Origin of the sequence: Legionella bononiensis (assembly GCF_016786215.1) — a bacterium.
Taxonomy (GTDB): domain Bacteria; phylum Pseudomonadota; class Gammaproteobacteria; order Legionellales; family Legionellaceae; genus Legionella; species Legionella bononiensis.
On record NZ_JADOBG010000010.1, the window covers coordinates 345,095 to 362,114 of the forward strand.

The window sequence follows — 17,020 nt, forward strand, 5'->3', positions numbered from 1 at the left end:
CTATTCATTTAATGCATTCTGGATATCCACCCTTCTGCGGTTCGGGTGATGATAAATTCCTGGAGAAGAGTGATTAAAATAGGATATTAGAGTTAAGAAACTTGACAGTGGTTTCTACTTCCTATAAAAGGGTTTCAATTTTTGGCGTGACTGAACTGTATTTTAATTTCAGAAGATCGCGTAGTACTGGACGTAAAAAAATAATGAGAAAAGTCAGTAATAAAATAATTTTGGGTGTTTGTTGTTCTACTCTTTTGGCGTGGTCCGCACAAACTATGGCTTCTGATGGCTTTATAGTTCGGGGTATCAAAGTTACCGGATTACAAAGGGTATCTACTGGAACCGTATTAAATTACATTCCCGTACAAGTTGGTGAAGAAATAAATTCCAGTTCAACAGGTCAGATTATTCGTACTTTATATGATACTGGATTTTTTCAGTCTGTTTCACTTGAACGTCAAGGAAACATTCTGATCGTCAATGTGGTGGAAAGAGCAACTATTGGCAGCATCACTGTTGTTGGAAATAAAGACATTCCCAGTGATAAAATGAAAGCCTTTCTCAAAGAAATGGGGTTGGTCAAGGGTCGCGTATTTCAAAAGTCATCTTTAGAGCGACTGGAGAAAGAGCTGAAACAAGCCTATACCGCCCGAGGTAAATACAATTCACGTATTGAAGCCAAAGTTTCTTCATTAACTGAAAACAGGGTAGCTATTACCATTTCAGTTTCAGAAGGTCGTGTTTCTCGAATTAAAGAAATAAAAATAATAGGTAATCACGATTTTACTACTAATGAATTGTTACCTGAATTTGCATTGACAACCAGTAATATATTTACTTATTTTACTAAAAAAGATCAGTATTCCAAAGCATCAATGGACGCATCTCTGGAAGCGTTGCGTTCTTTTTATTTGGACCGAGGCTATTTGAAATTTAATATTGTTTCATCTCAGGTCTTATTATCTCCAGACAGGAAAGATGTTTATATTAATGTTCATATTGAAGAAGGACCACAATACCATTTTTCAGGATATTCAGTAGTTGGGAAAACCATACTGCCAAAAGAAAAAATTGATCCTCTGGTGCAAGTGAAAAAGGGTGATGTATTTTCCCGGAAAAAAGTGACTGAATCTATCTCTGCAATCGGTTTGGCTTTAGGTGATGTGGGCTATGGTTTCCCTGCAATAAGTGCTGAGCCAAGGATTGATGAGAATGACAAATCTGTCTTTATTACCTTTGTGGTGGAACCCGGTCGTCATGTTTATGTCCGTAGAATTAATTTTCACGGAAATACTAAAACGGCAGATTATGTCTTAAGAAATATAATCCGTCAGAATGAAGGTGGGCTCTTATCCTTACATAATATTAAAGAATCAGAGAGACAATTACGTTTACTTGGTTATTTAAAAAATATTGATGTTAAAACCAATCCTGTTCAGGGAACCAATAATCAGGTTGATTTGGACGTGCAGGTTGAAGAAGCGCCATCTGCCGAGGCAAGTGCATCGATAGGTTACGGTACTAATGGATATCAATTTAATACTTCAGTAAATCAGCATAACTTTATGGGAACAGGGCGCTCCATGGGGGCGTCTTTTAATGCCAGTCAATGGGGACAGGATTATTCTTTTAATTATTACAATCCATTCTATACCGATACGGGTGTTGGACGAGGCGGCAGTTTGTATTATTCAAGGATCGACCCTAAAAATCTAAACGTCAGTACTTACAGCTCAAATCGATTTGGCGGAGATATTAATTATAATTTTCCTTTGGGTGAAGCAAGCAGCTTCCAGCTAGGGTATGGTTATCAGGATGTCGATATCAAATCTGTTGGCGCGGTAATTCCAATTCAGAATTTCGTTAATTTATATGGAACTCATTTCCAGGAAATTCGCTTAACTTCTGGATGGAGCAGAAACAGCTATGATCAAATGCCTTATCCCAATAGAGGTTTGAATCAGCAGGCAATTGCCTTCGTTGCACTGCCAGCAACTTCACAATCGTTAACCTATTATAAGAGTTCTTATCAGGCGCACGTGTATTATCCATTATTCCGTGGCTGGATTTTTTCAGCTTTAGGTAATGTAGGTTATGGAAATACCTTCAGTTACAATGGGTTGCCATTTTTTGAAAACTACTATGCAGGGGGTACTGCACAACCTGGTCAGGTTCGTGGTTATGACAGTTACTCTTTAGGCCCACAGGATAATATGGGTAATGCTATGGGAGCGAACCTCCTGCTTAATGCCAGTGCTGGCCTCATACTACCTTACCCACTAAGCCGTGATAACATCAGAACAACAATTTTTACTGACGCGGGTAATGTGTTTTCTTATGGAACTCCTGATGCTTTACGTGGAACTCCTGCTGGCCCAATGCGTTATTCAGCCGGTATATCATTAGAATGGCGTTCTCCATTTGGTCCGTTGGCATTCAGTGTCGCGAAAGCGTTGAATCCACAACCACTGGATCAAACACAGTATTTCCAATTTGCTCTTTCTTCAGGATTTTAGGGAAAGTTATTAGGGAAGTAATAATGAGAAGGATTAATGAAAACTATTGCTGTACATATCGCAACCTTTTTCGAATTGTGCTAGCATCACTATCTTTAAATTAGGAGATAATTATGAAACGTTTTGGTGCGGTATTAGTCGCATTGGTTTTTAGTTTATTTGGCACAAGTGTATTTGCTGATTGGGCAAAGATAGGTGTTGTTGATTTACAAAAAATCATGCAGACATCCAGTCAAATGAAAGACATCCAGGCAAAACTGGAAAAAGAATTTAAACCACGTCGTGACAAGTTAATGTCTGTAGAAGCAAGCCTGAAAAGCGACATGGAAAAATTCAAGCGTGATGGCGCTATTATGAGTGCTACACAAAAGAAAGATTTGGAAAAGAAAATTGTTGCTGCACAACAACAATTTGAGCGAGATGGACAACAATATCAACAAGAATTAAGTACTGCTCATAATGAAGCTATGGAAGGACTGTACACTAAAGTTCGTGCTGCAATCTCTAAAATTGCTAAAGACGAAAAGTACGACATCATTGTTCAAAAAGATGCAACTCCATTCAGCTCTGATTCATTAGATGTAACCGACAAAGTTATTAAAGCAATTAACTAGTTCGGCGGACGAGTTGCTGACCCTTGCGCAATTAGCTGATTTTTTAGATGGCGTCTGGCATGGAAATGCCAATCACGCCATCTTTGGTTTATCCTCTCTGGTACGTGCTACGTCTAAAGATGTCGCTTATTTTGATAACCCTTTGTTGCACAATACACTAACTCAAACTGCCGCAGGTGCTGTTATTCTGAAATCAGAGCATGTGCATTTGTGTCCGGTGAATTCTATAGTGGTTTCTAATCCTCTTGCCTCAATGAATGAAGCAGTTAAACTGTTTTCCCCTGGCGAATCTCCTAATTTGGGAATACATGAGACAGCTCGGATTCATCACTCCGCACAATTGGGCAACCAAGTTTCGATTGGCGCTTATAGTGTAATTGGTGAACATGTTCAAATAGCCGATGGTGTCATTCTTGGAGCTAATACAGTTATTGAATCTGCTGTATCAATCGGAAAAGACAGCCGGATTGGTTGTGGCGTAATGATTCATTCAGGGTGTCGTCTGGGAAATAATGTCCGTGTTAATTCAGGTTGCATTATTGGTTCATCTCCCTTTAATTATATGAAACAGCATGGGGTATGGCAGCAAGGTCCAGATGTTGGTGCGGTCATTCTTTCCGATGAAGTACAACTCGGTGCCAATACGGTAATTGATAGGGGTTCTCTGAGCGATACCTATCTGGGCGAAGGTGTTTGCGTAGATAATCTGGTGCAGATAGCTCATGATGTGTTTATTGGGAGTAATACAGCAATAGCCGGATGTGCTGCTATAGGTGCTTATGCACATATTGGTTCTGATTGTATTATCGGTGGGGCAAGTTGTATTGCCGCTTACGTTCGATTAACCGATGACACTGTTATCACGGGTATGTCGACAGTGAGTAAATCAATAGCCAAGTCGGGTATTTATTCATCAGGAACTTTAGTACATGAACATGATCGCTGGCGTCGAAATGCAGCGCGATTCAAACGTCTGGATGATTATATGATTAAATTGGGTCTGTTAGAGAAACAATTAAAGAATGATGATTCATTGATATAGATAAAGCAGGGGTACTGATTCATTCAAAATTCCGATTGATTAAAGTGATTAGTTGGATATTTTTGAATTTTAAGATTGATTAGAGCAGTGTAAAACAAGATAATGAATATTCTTTTATAGAATTCAATGATGAAATGATTAAATGAGAAACAGTGTATGAGTGAGTATATTGATATAAACCAGATAATAAATTTGTTACCGCACCGTTATCCATTTATTTTGGTTGACAGAGTCCTGGATTATAAAAAAATGGATTATTTGACAGCCATCAAAAATGTTACCATTAATGAGAACTTTTTTACTGGTCATTTTCCAGGCAATCCAATTATGCCAGGTGTATTAATGCTTGAAGCATTAGCTCAAGCCTGTGCAATTTTATCCAATCTTTCCCGGCAACCTAAAGAAGGGCATGAATTTTTGCATTATTTTGCAGGAATTGATAATGCGCGCTTTAAACAGATTGTTACGCCAGGTGATCAATTAAGGTTGGAAGTAAAGTTAATAGGACAAAAGAGAGATTTTTGGCGTATGCATGGTGAAGCTTATGTAGGTGATAAATTGGCTTGTTCCGCAGACTTATTAAGCGCAGCAAAGGAAATTCTAAAGTGATAGATGAAAGAGCGATGATTCATCCATCTGCAAAGCTGGGAAAAGGGGTATCTATTGGCCCTGGTACAGTTATAGGTGCAGATGTTGAGATTGGTGAAAATACCTGGATTGGTCCTCATGTAGTGATAGAGGGACCAACAACGATTGGTAAAAATAATAAAATATTTCAATTTGCTTCAGTAGGTGATGAACCTCAGGATATCACTTATAAAGGTGAACCGACACGTTTGGAAATTGGTGATAATAATGTAATACGTGAGTACTGCATGATTAGCCGTGGCACCGTCAAAGGCGGTGGTGTTACCCGTGTTGGAAATAACAATTTTTTAATGGCTTATTCCCATATAGGTCATGATTGTATGGTTGGTGACCAGATTATTATGGTGAACTATGCGGCCTTATCAGGACATGTCATTGTCAATGATTTCGCAATAATTGGTCCTTATGCTGCGGTGCATCAGTTTTGTCATGTAGGTGCTTATGCATTTATTGCGCGTGCAACGTACGTAACTAAAGATGTATTACCTTATGTCATGATTGCGGGACATACTACTTCTGCATGTGGAATAAATACTGTTGGATTGCGCAGACGGGGTTTTTCTTCCTCAGCAATTGACAGTTTAAGACGGGCTTATAAAATTATTTTCCGAAAAGGTTTGACGGTTCAACAAGCTGTAGCAGAACTGGAGTTAATGCAGAGTGAATGTCCTGAGGTAATTCCAATGATTGATGCTCTGAATCAATCTACCCGCGGTATTGTGAGATAGATGATGATTGCTCCCTACCTCGCTGTAGCTTTTGGAGGGTCTTTGGGAGCAATTTCACGTTATGCCACAGTAATTTTTGCGCAGAATCTATGGGGATTACGATTTCCTTATGGCACTTTGATTGTCAATACTTTAGGTTCCTTTTTAGCAGGTTTCTTTCTTACTTTATTAGTGGGGCGTTTCAGTGCTGAAGAGTATTGGCGTTTGTTTTTCTTTACTGGTTTTTTAGGTGCATTTACTACGTTCTCAAGTTTTGCTGCTGAGTCATTGTTTATGTTTGAACAGGGGCAATGGTTAAAATTGCTGATTAATATTGTAGTTAATAATATCGGAGCCCTGACAATGGTACTTGTGGGTACTTTTGTTGCTCGATGTTTGCTTGCAGGATACCTTGATCCAACTTAATACTTAGAGTGTTTACTTATGTTAGATAATCAATTACTTCGTGAAAACCCCCAGCATGTTGCCGCTCAACTTTTAAAGCGTGGCTTTAAATTTGATGTGAATGCATTTTCTGAATTGGAAGAAAAACGTAAAGCATTACAAGTTAGTACACAGTCGCTGCAAAATGAGCGAAATATGCGTTCCAAAGCTATTGGCGCAGCAAAATCTCGCGGTGAAGATATAGAACCCATGCGAGAAGAGGTCAATCAACTGGGAGTTCGATTAGAGCAACAAAAAACAGAACTGGAATCAGTATTACAGCAAATCGAGGCAATTGCTTTATCTCTGCCTAATATTCCGCATGAATCAGTGCCGGTAGGCAAGGATGAGCAGGATAACAAGGAAGTACGACGTTGGGGCACGGTCCCTGAATATGATTTTCCAGTGAAATCTCATGATGAATTAGGTGATGCACTGGGACAAATGGATTTTGCTCTGGCAGCTAAAATTACTGGAAGCCGTTTTGTGGTGATGAAAAATCAAATAGCAAGACTGCACCGTGCATTAATTCAGTTTATGCTTGATACGCATACCCAACAGCATGGCTATCAAGAGATCTATGTACCTTATATTGTGAATTCTGACAGTCTACTCGGTACTGGGCAATTACCAAAATTTGAAGAGGATTTGTTTAAACTTACTGGTGATAATGGTTATTATTTGACTTCTACAGCTGAAATACCGGTAACTAATACTGTAAGGGATTCTATTTTATCTGTCGAATCGTTACCTGTGCGTTATGCATGCCATTCACCTTGTTTTAGAAGTGAGGCAGGATCTTATGGAAAAGATACCAAAGGGATGATTCGTCAACATCAATTCGAAAAAGTAGAATTAGTTTGGATAACGAAGCCAGAAGATTCTTATGATGCCCTGGAGCAGTTAACCCATCATGCCGAAGTGATATTGCAGCGATTGGAGCTACCTTATCGAGTTCTTGCGCTGTGCACCGGTGATATGGGAGCTGGTTCTGCAAAAACCTATGATCTTGAAGTATGGTTACCCAGTCAGAATACTTATAGAGAAATTTCTTCATGTTCAAATATGGAAGCCTTTCAAGCGCGTCGGATGAAAGCGCGTTACCGTAATCCAGAATCCAACGAAATCGAATTGGTTCATACTTTAAATGGTTCAGGGTTAGCTGTAGGTAGAACTCTGGTTGCTATTATGGAGAATTATCAGGATAAAGAAGGAGCTATTCATATACCCAATGTCCTAAAACCCTATTTGGGTGGGATGGAGGTCATCTTAAATTCTCCAAAGTAGGGTCTATCCCTCAGTTTGACAGTTGTGAGTTGCGATTGATGGATGCTGCGGTCTTACAACCGCAGCACGTTCTCATTGAGACCAATTGGCAATACACTCCAGGTAAAGCACAAAACCGTCCGATATAAATAGCGTTTAATTTGAACACAGATAATGAATACAGGCTTAGCTTTGCTCCCTTCTCCCTTTTTTAAAGGGAGAAGGGCTGGGGATGAGGGTTTTCGCTCAGGGAACACATTCTACTTTTGATTTGACGGCTATGGAGCATGGTGACTTCTAGCCGTCTCGCTAGGGAATTTCTGTATTTAATGTAGCCTGGATGAAGTGCGTAGCGCGTAATCCGGGAAGTCCCGCGAAGCGGGCACCGATTAAAAAGGTACTATGCTGCGCATAGGCCTCCTGGATTTCGCTGTGCTTCATCCAGGCTACTTTTGATTTGACGGCTAGGGACTGGTAATTAGCCCAAATGAAAGGATATAAGGTACCTTTTGTCCTATAAACCAAAGCTCAGCTTTTGAAACTGATGATTTAACTCATCAAAATGTTCCAGGCTCGTTGAACAGGTCTGCTCTGGCTCATAATATGAGTCAAATTTTTGAATAATATTCGTCCTAAGTTCATTAATCCTGATGTGATTTGCCTTTCGCTGTTCGTCAGATAAAACAACCATCTTGAAAAATCCGTAGCCTATAGTTATTGGACCTTCTTTTTTACTTAAATCATATTCTATAATTTTAAGTACCAGGACAACTGCTTTTAACAAGGTTGTATGTTCTTCAACTTGAGAAATACTTGCTATGTATGAGGTAATTGATTCAAACAAATTATTTTGTATTCTGTTCAAATCCATTATTGACATCAGCGCTTGAATACTCCATGAAGTTGGTAAGCCGTCTATCGCTTCTCGCAAAGCAATTAATGCGTTCCGTTCATTCTCTGTGATTCTTATGTGTCCCGACATACAATCCTGTTCGAGGATCTGGTTAATCCATTCTTGTCCAATTTCAATAGCTAACGTTGTTTGACCCGTCTTATTACCTTTATCATCCTTGACTTGATGATTATCGATTACATTTAAAGAATTCACTTTTAACAAATAGTCGATAACCTTGGCTTTGGTTAAACTCACAAACGCTCCTTGTTTATCAGTTAATCAATCTTTTAACCCTTAAATTCCAATGATACCAAAGAGAAATGAGTTCAAACATCGATTTCCTTCAGTATACACTGCCTCCCTAATTCCTTCGGGATTGTGACATCACTATCCTAAAGCGAAACGAATAGAAAGTGCAATGGCTAAATGAACTGTTGTTGTTAATTTCAATAAACTTGGCACAAACTGAACTTCAACTCTATATATTCTGATTGATTGTGCGATTTAATAGGAAGAAGAAAATAGCATTCCCGGCTTCTTCTGAACTGTATTCCCGAGAACCCTCTACACCTATATGGCTCTCGAGGTTAACATGGGATGATACCCTTCTTTAAACAATGAGCTGCACTCCTTAATTCATTATCACCAATAATGTTTTTTAATCCTGTTTGAACAATTCCGCACTACACGAAACGTACAGTTTAGAATTCACTATAATCGCCAATTTTTTGCTATGATGCATCAAGCAATTAACGTACAGGGCACACATCTATGGCTGCGAATATGCGCAAAAAAGAAGAGCTTGTTGAGATTCAACTGACTGGAGGAAAAGAAAGTAATCGTTTTAAGACGGAAGTTATTGATGAACGTATGGGGCGTCAGGAAGTTCGCGACATGGCTCTATCTGGCGCAATGACTGGATGTCATGTCGTAATTGCTGTCAGTAAGTACGATCCTCAGAACCAATATATGCTTCATATGAATGCGACATCTAATAACCCGGCAGCTCGTAATTTGTCTTATTCAATTATTCCTTCGGAGTTCACTTTGTATTTGGTTGCTCCGAATAGCGCGTTAATAGAATATGGTGTGGGAGATATTGATCACTTTATCGATAAAGTTGAATGTAATTATAATGTGAAGTTTGATAAAACGTTTTATATCAAACACCCAGGTGAACGATTATATATTACGTATAAAAATAATGGGGAACTGTCTTTTTATGATGATTTTCAGGCAAAAGCAACTACTAAAATTGATATAAAACACAATGTAATTATTACCCCTGAGGTACTTAAAATTCGAGAAATAATTTCGATATTACTTGCCAATCGTGTAGTGGGTTTATTAGGTGTCAAAAAAAATCCCAAGCATTTTGATAGTCTAATGAATGCCTCTACCCTTATAGAAATAGGAGAGATAGCAAGAAAAGCTTATCTTAAGAAACCTCGGTATAGAGATGAAATGATTATTCATCCTACTTATGAACTACTTCAAGAATTAACACGGTTTGGCGTCGAACAGGAAAAAGGCCCTAACTCTTTTGGTGATGTAATTAGAAAATTAAAAGCACAGTTTCCTGATTTGCTAAAAGATGTAGATCCCAAAGTTGCTGAGAGTTATAAACCGCCTGGTTATTATTGATCCATTTTTTGTATTTCAGTACAGTGAATTCACCCACTTTAAGCTCATTGTAGGGATTTTGGGCTTATTGTGTGAAACCTTACTTCTAACAGTAAGCCTGATATGCTCGATACAGGTTGCCAGAAATACTATCCCTACCTAATTCAAGTTCTCATTTAGAACAATAATTAGTACACATCTGGCAGACCATAATGTTCACTGCCATTAAGTTAAGTCTGAGTAGCCTGTATTAGCGAAGCATAATACAGGATCTAAGTGGCTACAAACTCCATTATTTCCCTGTATTACGCTTCGCTAATACAGGCTACAAAAATAGCCCCCCCCTTAACTTAATGGCAGTGACCATAATGCTCAAGTATTATCTCATAGCATTTAAAGGAAGTTATTCAATATGAGGAATCTTACGATTGTTCATATCACCAATAACAACGGTAGCTGGCAGCGCATCAGTTTGGGTATTGGTACCATCCATGCCGAGAAAGTCATCATAAGCAAAAGCATAGGAGTTAAGAAAACTCTGCTGCGGATGCTGAATATAGCGATCACTACTTAGGGCATGCATCGCCTCAGAATAAACATTCACACAGGGGGCATTTCCAGCTGCACCACATTGATTTTGTGAGTAATCAACTGAATTATCCACATTATTAAAATAGAATTCTATTAGGTTTTGCATTTGTTGTTTATTTTTAAAAACAGGGTTGCCACGCTCATCAAAAAAATCTTTGCCCATAAAGGCGCTTTCTTTACGCATTAACATTCCTGAAACCACTGCAGAAGTTAGATCTCTGGCAATAGTTGAGTCAATAGCGTCTGTATTATTAAAAGGTGCTTGAGCGCCCATTAATATTGAATTACTCGTTTGGGATAAACTTAAGTCATAAGAATAAGTTTTTAAGTTAGTTCCAGCATCTTGTTTAAAAACTATGGTTTTAGTACCAGGAATGAAAGAACCAGACCAAATTCCTTGCTTCAATTCGCTTAAGTCAATTTTTATAGAGCGGTTCATATTTGAGGAGTAGTATTGACTTAAGTCATTCAAATAATTATTGAAATAACCTGTAAAACTGTTTCCAGCTCTACCCGGAGCATCCACTCTCATCAAGTTATGTTCCTCATCGTACTTAACTAAACCAGACCACTCAGACTGCTGCCACTGGGTTGCACATGCAGATGAATCAGGCGATAAATCCAAAGCACCGCATACTATGGTTTTCATATTGGATATCACACCCTCTATACCACCTATATGTCCATACTCATGGCCGCCTTGTTTAATGGTATAAGGAATTGCGAAAAAATCCACCCCGGTTGGATTGATCACTGTTTCACCACTTGTACTGTAGTTAAATTCAACTTTATCAAATAGAGTGCCATTCGTTGTAGTCAGTGGATTATTCACATCAGGTTGTTTCGGCGTCAAAGTTTTATCATCAGTAGGCATATCCAATGGATTACCAAAAGAAAGATATATTCGAGCAGAGGTAATATGTGGAATGCATGCGTTTGCTAAACCAGAATCATCTTGGGTTAATTGTGATAAAGGGATCCCAAAATCCTTCCCGTTTATTGTTTTATTGTCGATATCAAATAAGGTTCCTAGTTTATTTCCGCCATCAAACTTAACATACGTATGCTTATTTGTAGCAGGGTTTAAACCTAAAACTACTATGTAAGTATTTTCCTTTTTTATGCTTGCATTGTGCGTCTGAGTTAAGTCAAAGCTAATTGACATACCACTTTGACAGGGTGATTGCGCTAAAGCCATGTTACTTATTGGAAGTAATCCTATCAATCCTAGTATATATGCACCTTTATTTTTTAGTTTTATATTATTCATCTTAACCTCTTATGCTCTATAGCTTGTCATGTTGACAGGTGCAATACGCGCTCTAAACAACATGGTTTCTTTCATAAAACTCTTACTGTACTTTGATTGATCACTAGTTTGCTTACGTATTTTGGAAATTCAAGTATATAGATGAATAAAAATGATAATTGGATATCTTGTTAATTTTACCAAACTTTTACACTCATTTATTATCATAACACCTCGAGGGTATTATTTTTTGGGACTAAACAATTGAAATACACGTGTCGCAAATTGAACCAGCTTAAATTCGCGCGCCTTGAATACAGGATCCACAGGAGTGTTAAACAAATGGTTTGTATAATTGGATAAAGTTTTTGCCGAAATCGCCAAAACAATGTCCAGAATTTGCTTTTCTGTGTAACCAGCCGAGAGAAACTCTCTGACTCTTTCTACAGATGGCCGTCCTCTGGTCCATAACATTTCCCGGGTAAAATCGGCAAGAATCCTATATTGTTCATCTGGAATTTCACGATCATTGCGTATTGCATCAGTAATTGCAGGATCAAGTTTAGCGGTAAAATCTGCTACCGTAGAGTGCGCAGCAAGACAATAATCACAGCCATTTTCATAACTGATAATCAGAAATATAATTTGCTGTTCTTTGGCGGAAAACCCGGAGGATTGAGAAAACATCGTGTACGCATCGAGATAAGTTTGCAATACTTCAGGAGCATTTGCCATAACCTTAAACAGATTGGGAACCATTTTGGTATCGTTCCGTGAACGCTCATACAATTTATTTACCCAATCATTACTTGATTGTTCAACTAAACCCGATTTCATAACGTATCTATCATCACTCATGATTGTCTCTTAATTTAGTATCCTTATATGATCATAGACAAAATGATTTACATTTACTTAATTCCCCACAAAATTTCGTAGTTCATATATACTGCGTTTATAAGAATCCTATAATTCTTGATTTAAAACATGTTATTTTTTATATTGGTAAATTGAGTATCAAAATAAGAAAATACATGCGGAAATTAAAACCTGGTTGTTTCTTGGCGATGCTATTATTTTATTGCTTCAAAGTATATGCCTTGGAACCCTGGTTTACTGGACCTGCTATTGCCATTTCCGGAAAAACTGTTCCAAAAGGGGTCATCGCAATTCAACCCTATGTTTTTTATACGGATATTTATGGAGCCTTTACCAATAATAAAAAAAAATAAACACCCCGGATATTCATCAGACCAATACTGACTATTTTCTATTTTACGGACTAAATGATTTTCTGGATCTGCAAGGACTGATTTCACTGGATCAAAAAAGTCAGCTCAATAGATCCTCAGATGGAATTGAAGATTCACGTATCTTAATGGGAATACAATTATTAAAAGGTGAACTTCATACCTGGAAACCCTTTGTAAAAGTGACACTGGCTCAATACATTCCCACAGGAAAATATACTAATCTATCTCCAGAGCTTCACGGACTGGATGCACACGGCACTGGTGCTTACGGCCAGCAGGCAGGTCTTGTTATCCAAAAATATTATCTGTTTAAAAATCAGCATTATCTTGCCAATCGCTCAGTATTTTCTTATCGCTTCCCTTCTAATGTTCATGTAAATGGTTTTAATGCATATGGCGGTGGTTTTGGAACAAACGGTCAAGTCAAAACAGGATATGTTTTTCAAGCTGACACAGCTATAGAGTATCAATTAACTCAGAACTGGGTAGCAGTTCTGGAGTTAAATTATCTATACAGTAACAAATCAACTTTCTCCGGACTCCCGGGAATTACTCATGCTGGCATACCGGCTCTAAATGGTTCTGATAATCAATACAGCTTTTCTTATTTGCCAGGAATTGAGTACAACTTGAGCTCGAAAATAGGCATACTGACGTCGCTCTGGATGCCCGTACAAGGGAAAAACTCCGGAAATTATATTACTGGACTGGTTACTGTTTATGCCACCTTGAACTAAGCCTAATAGTAGTTAATTCATATTAATAGGGTCAGGAGCAGAGACGTACCCTCATAACAGTTATCATCATGTATTAATGAAAAATCCTGTGAATAACTCGTGCTCCTTAGTCCTGATGACGCCATCCCCTGAGGAATCCTGGCATTTATTTAATCACCCTATAGATCGTTATTAATTCACACTGAGCTAAATGACGTCATCCTCGCGAAGGCGAGGATCCATTTAACAAACAAAATCAGGTGCTAATTTGATACATGGATTCCCGCCTTCGCGGGAATGACGTATTTATTACTCACACAGGTCTGTAGTTAATCAGGTGAGTAATTATTTGTCATGATTCCTCAGCGCCATCCCTAACCCAATATCTACATGACGAATTGTTTAAGCCCTTCATCAATGATCGAAAGTCCTAGTTCCAAATGGGTTACATCCGTTGTTAACGGCATGTGAAGTCGTATGACGTTTCCATAGGTTCCACAGGTTAAAATCACTAATCCGTGTTCCAAACAGTATTTAGATAATTGTTCAGCAGCTTCTTTATTAGGTTCCTTGGTGTTTTTATCCTTCACTAATTCAATGGCCTGCATCACACCTAAACCACGAACATCACCGACCACTTTATATTTGTTTTTAAATCCAGCAAGTCGGGACTGAAGTATCTTTGCAAGATCGGCAACATTGTTCAGAATACTTCCTTCTTCAAAAATTTTAAATACTTCAAGAGCTGCGGCACAACTAAGAGGATTTCCTGCAAAGGTTCCACCTAGCCCGCCAATCATCGCGGCATCCATCATTTCAGATCGACCCGTTACTGCAGCAATCACTGTTCCTCCCCCAAGCCCTTTAGCTGTTATTGTGAGATCAGGATCTATTCCCAGGGTTTTCATCGCAAAGAGCGTTCCAGTACGCCCAAAGCCCGTCTGAATTTCATCAGCAATTAAAATAATTTTATGTGTTGTACAAAACTCTCGAAGTTTTTGCAAAAATGGGACTGGGAACGGTATAAATCCACCCTCACCCAGGATGGGTTCTAATATCACTGCTGCAATATTCTCAATCCCCACACGATAAGTAACCAGATCGGTAAAGTCATTAAAACTCTCTTCAATGCAATGTGGTCCATTCCAACGATACTCATAGGGCAATGGAGCACGATGGACTTCAGAAAGAAATGGCCCGAATCCATGCTTATAAGGTTTATTTTTCGAGGTGAGTGTCATGGCCATATAAGTACGACCATGATAGGCATGATCAAAGCAAATTACCGATTGTTTACCACTGTAGGCGCGAGCAATTTTAATCGCATTTTCTACTGCTTCAGCACCTGAATTCAAAAGAAGTGATTTTTTTTCAAAATTCCCAGGAGTATGATGATTTAATTGTTCACAGACTTTAATATACCCCTCATAAGGAAGTATATTGAAACTAGTATGAATAAATTGATCCGCCTGCTTCTTGATTGCATTAACCACATTATCAGGACAATGCCCTGTATTTACAACGCCAAATCCCGACGAAAAATCCAGAAAGACATTGCCATCGACATCCTCTACAAAAGATCCCTTTGCTCTTTCAACAAAGACAGGAGTCACATGAAATGGCCCCTTTGCCACATGTTTATGACGTTGTTCCATTAACTTCTGTGATTTTGGTCCTGGTATAGGGGTTTTAATGTTAATTTTTATCATTAGTACCATCCAATTGGTGACTCATCGAGGTTAATATTGACTTGCTTGATCTCGAGATAGCCCTCTATCCCATATAATCCTAATTCACGACCAGAGCCACTTTGTTTGTAGCCACCCCATGGCATTTCATTAAACGTTGGATGATAGGTATTTACCCACAGAATCCCTACTCGGAGTTGAGACGTGACACGATGCGCACGAGTTATATTCTTAGTCCATACAGCCGCAGCTAATCCATACTCAGTATCATTTGCAATTTGGATGGCTTCATCCTCTGTATCAAAAGGAATAACCGAAAGCACGGGACCAAATATCTCCTCGCGAGCGATACGCATCGTTGGCTTTACGTCATCAAAAATTGTCGGTTCAAGAAAATTCCCTTTTGAAAACTCACTACCTGCTGGACGTTTACCACCACAGATCAATTTGGCCCCCTCATCTATCCCAATCCTGATGAAGTTTTCAACTTTATCACGATGGATGGCGGAAATCAGAGGACCCATTTTTACCCCTGCGTCTAAACCATGACCAAGCTTAATATTGGAAATTTTTTGCAACATTCCTTCAACCATTTTTTTGTGAATTGAACGTTCAACTATCAAGCGAGATCCTGCGGAACAGACTTCACCTTGATTTGCAAAAGCGCCAAAAAGAGCGCCATCAATCGCCATTTCAAGATCAGAGTCTGCAAAAACAATATTGGGATTTTTTCCACCAAGCTCTAACGATATTCTCTTTAAGTTTCCTGTAGCAGCTTGCATGATCTTTCTGCCAGTAACAGTACCGCCAGTAAAAGCAATCTTATCCACCATTGAATTAAGTGCCAATTCTTCACCTACCTCAGAACCCACACCGGTAATAAGGTTCACCACACCGGCGGGAAATCCACATTGATCAATCAGTTTTATTAATTCCAGTGCGGTTAGCGGTGTTAGTTCCGAAGGCTTTAATATTAGAGTATTTCCTGCAGCAAGAGCTGGGGCAAGTTTCCAGGAAGCCATAAGCAAAGGGAAATTCCATGGAATAATTTGACCGCATACTCCAATAGGTTCGCGTACTACATAACTGAAGGAATTCGCTGGAACGGACATTGTATCACCATGAATTTTAGTCGCTAATCCTGCATAAAACTCAAAACAGTTCGCCGCATCGGCCACATCATACTCGGCCTCCGGCAAGGGCTTCCCACAGTTTCGTGTTTCCAGTTCCGCTAATTTTTTAGCATTAACACGAATCAATTCAGCAACTTTAAATAACAGCTTGCTTCGCTCAAGTGCGGGTGTTTTTCTCCAATTACCCTCATCAAAAGCCTTACGGGCTGCTTTTATAGCAAAAACAGCATCTTCTTTGCTTGCTTCTGGCACTGTTGCAATCAAATCTCCATTGCCGGGATCAAAGATGTTTCGCGTTGCTCCACTTTTGGCCGGAGTAAATTTCCCATCAATGTACATTTCGTAAGTTTTCATTTATTTAGCACCTTGTTGATGGAGTGTATTCATTTTATATGCTGCTCATGGTTCTGTGTGGCAAGATAAATTAATCATAGCAGTTCAGTATGATTCTTTAAATACATTCAATCAGCGTGCGTCTTTACTTAAAACCAGAGAGGTTTGCAGCGGCACTTGATGGATGGACGAGTTATTTTATCGCGTTTAACGAGGATATAAGATCACTGTTTTCATTCCTAAATAATCTAGGAATGGTTGCTATGTCTTACCATAACCATCGTTCTCTTAAATTATTACAC

16 protein-coding genes are annotated in these 17,020 nt (G+C 38.8%); 10 read left to right on the top strand and 6 right to left on the bottom strand.

The genetic code is table 11. From position 1 onward, the window contains the following. Window positions 1-203: 203 nt before the first annotated feature. The 7 genes from bamA (at window position 204) to serS (ending at window position 7,258) form a co-directional block, all read left to right on the top strand. Window positions 204-2,516, top strand: a complete 2,313-nt coding sequence (gene bamA, locus IZU94_RS06805; protein ID WP_203109233.1) for an outer membrane protein assembly factor BamA — start codon at window positions 204-206, stop codon at window positions 2,514-2,516. Window positions 2,517-2,629: 113 nt separating this feature from the next. Beyond that, window positions 2,630-3,130, top strand: coding sequence for an OmpH/Skp family outer membrane protein (locus IZU94_RS06810; RefSeq protein WP_203109236.1), 501 nt, complete (start codon window positions 2,630-2,632; stop codon window positions 3,128-3,130). A gap of 13 nt (window positions 3,131-3,143) precedes the next feature. Further along, a complete protein-coding gene (gene lpxD, locus IZU94_RS06815; protein ID WP_203109237.1) occupies window positions 3,144-4,172 on the top strand; it encodes a UDP-3-O-(3-hydroxymyristoyl)glucosamine N-acyltransferase in 1,029 nt (342 codons plus the stop codon). Between the two features lie 156 nt (window positions 4,173-4,328). Continuing rightward, entirely contained in the window at window positions 4,329-4,781 is a 453-nt protein-coding gene (fabZ, locus tag IZU94_RS06820) for a 3-hydroxyacyl-ACP dehydratase FabZ (protein WP_058472441.1), read from the top strand. Further along, window positions 4,778-5,548, top strand: a complete 771-nt coding sequence (gene lpxA, locus IZU94_RS06825) for an acyl-ACP--UDP-N-acetylglucosamine O-acyltransferase (RefSeq protein ID WP_203109239.1) — start codon at window positions 4,778-4,780, stop codon at window positions 5,546-5,548. Before fabZ ends, lpxA begins: the two co-directional genes overlap by 4 nt. After that, window positions 5,549-5,953: a fluoride efflux transporter CrcB gene (crcB, locus tag IZU94_RS06830; protein ID WP_203109241.1), complete on the top strand. Its 405-nt coding sequence runs from the start codon at window positions 5,549-5,551 to the stop codon at window positions 5,951-5,953. It begins immediately after the preceding gene. A gap of 18 nt (window positions 5,954-5,971) precedes the next feature. After that, window positions 5,972-7,258 (top strand): serine--tRNA ligase, encoded by a 1,287-nt coding sequence (gene serS / locus IZU94_RS06835; protein ID WP_203109243.1) that lies wholly within the window; start codon window positions 5,972-5,974, stop codon window positions 7,256-7,258. Window positions 7,259-7,546: 288 nt separating this feature from the next. Here the strand turns inward: serS and IZU94_RS18305 are convergent, their stop codons facing one another. Both IZU94_RS18305 and IZU94_RS06840 read right to left on the bottom strand, forming a co-directional pair. Beyond that, entirely contained in the window at window positions 7,547-7,678 is a 132-nt protein-coding gene (locus IZU94_RS18305; protein ID WP_255542212.1) for a hypothetical protein, read from the bottom strand. A 73-nt stretch (window positions 7,679-7,751) separates the two neighbouring features. Beyond that, entirely contained in the window at window positions 7,752-8,387 is a 636-nt protein-coding gene (locus IZU94_RS06840; protein WP_203109245.1) for a hypothetical protein, read from the bottom strand. Between the two features lie 528 nt (window positions 8,388-8,915). Between IZU94_RS06840 and IZU94_RS06845 the strand changes: the two genes are divergently transcribed. Then, window positions 8,916-9,776 carry a hypothetical protein gene (locus IZU94_RS06845; protein ID WP_203109247.1) on the top strand — a complete coding sequence of 287 codons (861 nt, stop codon included), beginning with the start codon at window positions 8,916-8,918 and terminating at the stop codon, window positions 9,774-9,776. A 382-nt stretch (window positions 9,777-10,158) separates the two neighbouring features. Here the strand turns inward: IZU94_RS06845 and IZU94_RS06850 are convergent, their stop codons facing one another. Continuing rightward, on the bottom strand, window positions 10,159-11,616 hold the full coding sequence (locus tag IZU94_RS06850) for a beta-1,3-glucanase family protein (protein ID WP_238400361.1): 1,458 nt from the start codon (window positions 11,614-11,616) through the stop codon (window positions 10,159-10,161). Window positions 11,617-11,838: 222 nt separating this feature from the next. Continuing rightward, the gene (locus IZU94_RS06855; protein ID WP_203109249.1) at window positions 11,839-12,453 is read right to left on the bottom strand and encodes a carboxymuconolactone decarboxylase family protein; all 615 of its coding nucleotides are present in this window, start codon (window positions 12,451-12,453) and stop codon (window positions 11,839-11,841) included. Between the two features lie 176 nt (window positions 12,454-12,629). On the opposite strand from IZU94_RS06855, the gene IZU94_RS06860 reads away from it, so the two are divergent. Together IZU94_RS06860 and IZU94_RS06865 are read left to right on the top strand one after the other, a co-directional pair. Next, a complete protein-coding gene (locus IZU94_RS06860) occupies window positions 12,630-12,827 on the top strand; it encodes a hypothetical protein (RefSeq protein ID WP_203109251.1) in 198 nt (65 codons plus the stop codon). Between the two features lie 146 nt (window positions 12,828-12,973). Then, a complete protein-coding gene (locus IZU94_RS06865; RefSeq protein ID WP_203109253.1) occupies window positions 12,974-13,585 on the top strand; it encodes a hypothetical protein in 612 nt (203 codons plus the stop codon). A 365-nt stretch (window positions 13,586-13,950) separates the two neighbouring features. Here IZU94_RS06865 and gabT read toward each other — a convergent pair whose 3' ends face one another. Then, window positions 13,951-15,273 carry a 4-aminobutyrate--2-oxoglutarate transaminase gene (gabT, locus tag IZU94_RS06870; RefSeq protein ID WP_203109255.1) on the bottom strand — a complete coding sequence of 441 codons (1,323 nt, stop codon included), beginning with the start codon at window positions 15,271-15,273 and terminating at the stop codon, window positions 13,951-13,953. Next, window positions 15,273-16,739 carry an aldehyde dehydrogenase family protein gene (locus tag IZU94_RS06875; protein ID WP_203109257.1) on the bottom strand — a complete coding sequence of 489 codons (1,467 nt, stop codon included), beginning with the start codon at window positions 16,737-16,739 and terminating at the stop codon, window positions 15,273-15,275. The genes gabT and IZU94_RS06875 overlap by 1 nt, the downstream gene beginning before the upstream one ends. Window positions 16,740-17,020 lie beyond the last annotated feature (281 nt).

Excerpts from the sequence above, each read along its gene's own strand:
- bamA (WP_203109233.1), top strand. The coding sequence starts at position 204 with ATGAGAAAAGTCAGTAATAAAATAATTTTGGGTGTTTGTTGTTCTACT.
- IZU94_RS06810 (WP_203109236.1), top strand. The coding sequence starts at position 2,630 with ATGAAACGTTTTGGTGCGGTATTAGTCGCATTGGTTTTTAGTTTATTT.
- fabZ (WP_058472441.1), top strand. The coding sequence starts at position 4,329 with ATGAGTGAGTATATTGATATAAACCAGATAATAAATTTGTTACCGCAC.
- crcB (WP_203109241.1), top strand. The coding sequence starts at position 5,549 with ATGATGATTGCTCCCTACCTCGCTGTAGCTTTTGGAGGGTCTTTGGGA.
- serS (WP_203109243.1), top strand. The coding sequence starts at position 5,972 with ATGTTAGATAATCAATTACTTCGTGAAAACCCCCAGCATGTTGCCGCT.
- IZU94_RS18305 (WP_255542212.1), bottom strand. The coding sequence starts at position 7,678 with ATGAAGCACAGCGAAATCCAGGAGGCCTATGCGCAGCATAGTACCTTT.
- IZU94_RS06845 (WP_203109247.1), top strand. The coding sequence starts at position 8,916 with ATGCGCAAAAAAGAAGAGCTTGTTGAGATTCAACTGACTGGAGGAAAA.
- IZU94_RS06850 (WP_238400361.1), bottom strand. The coding sequence starts at position 11,616 with ATGAATAATATAAAACTAAAAAATAAAGGTGCATATATACTAGGATTG.
- IZU94_RS06855 (WP_203109249.1), bottom strand. The coding sequence starts at position 12,453 with ATGAGTGATGATAGATACGTTATGAAATCGGGTTTAGTTGAACAATCA.
- IZU94_RS06860 (WP_203109251.1), top strand. The coding sequence starts at position 12,630 with ATGCGGAAATTAAAACCTGGTTGTTTCTTGGCGATGCTATTATTTTAT.
- IZU94_RS06865 (WP_203109253.1), top strand. The coding sequence starts at position 12,974 with ATGGGAATACAATTATTAAAAGGTGAACTTCATACCTGGAAACCCTTT.
- gabT (WP_203109255.1), bottom strand. The coding sequence starts at position 15,273 with ATGATAAAAATTAACATTAAAACCCCTATACCAGGACCAAAATCACAG.
- IZU94_RS06875 (WP_203109257.1), bottom strand. The coding sequence starts at position 16,739 with ATGAAAACTTACGAAATGTACATTGATGGGAAATTTACTCCGGCCAAA.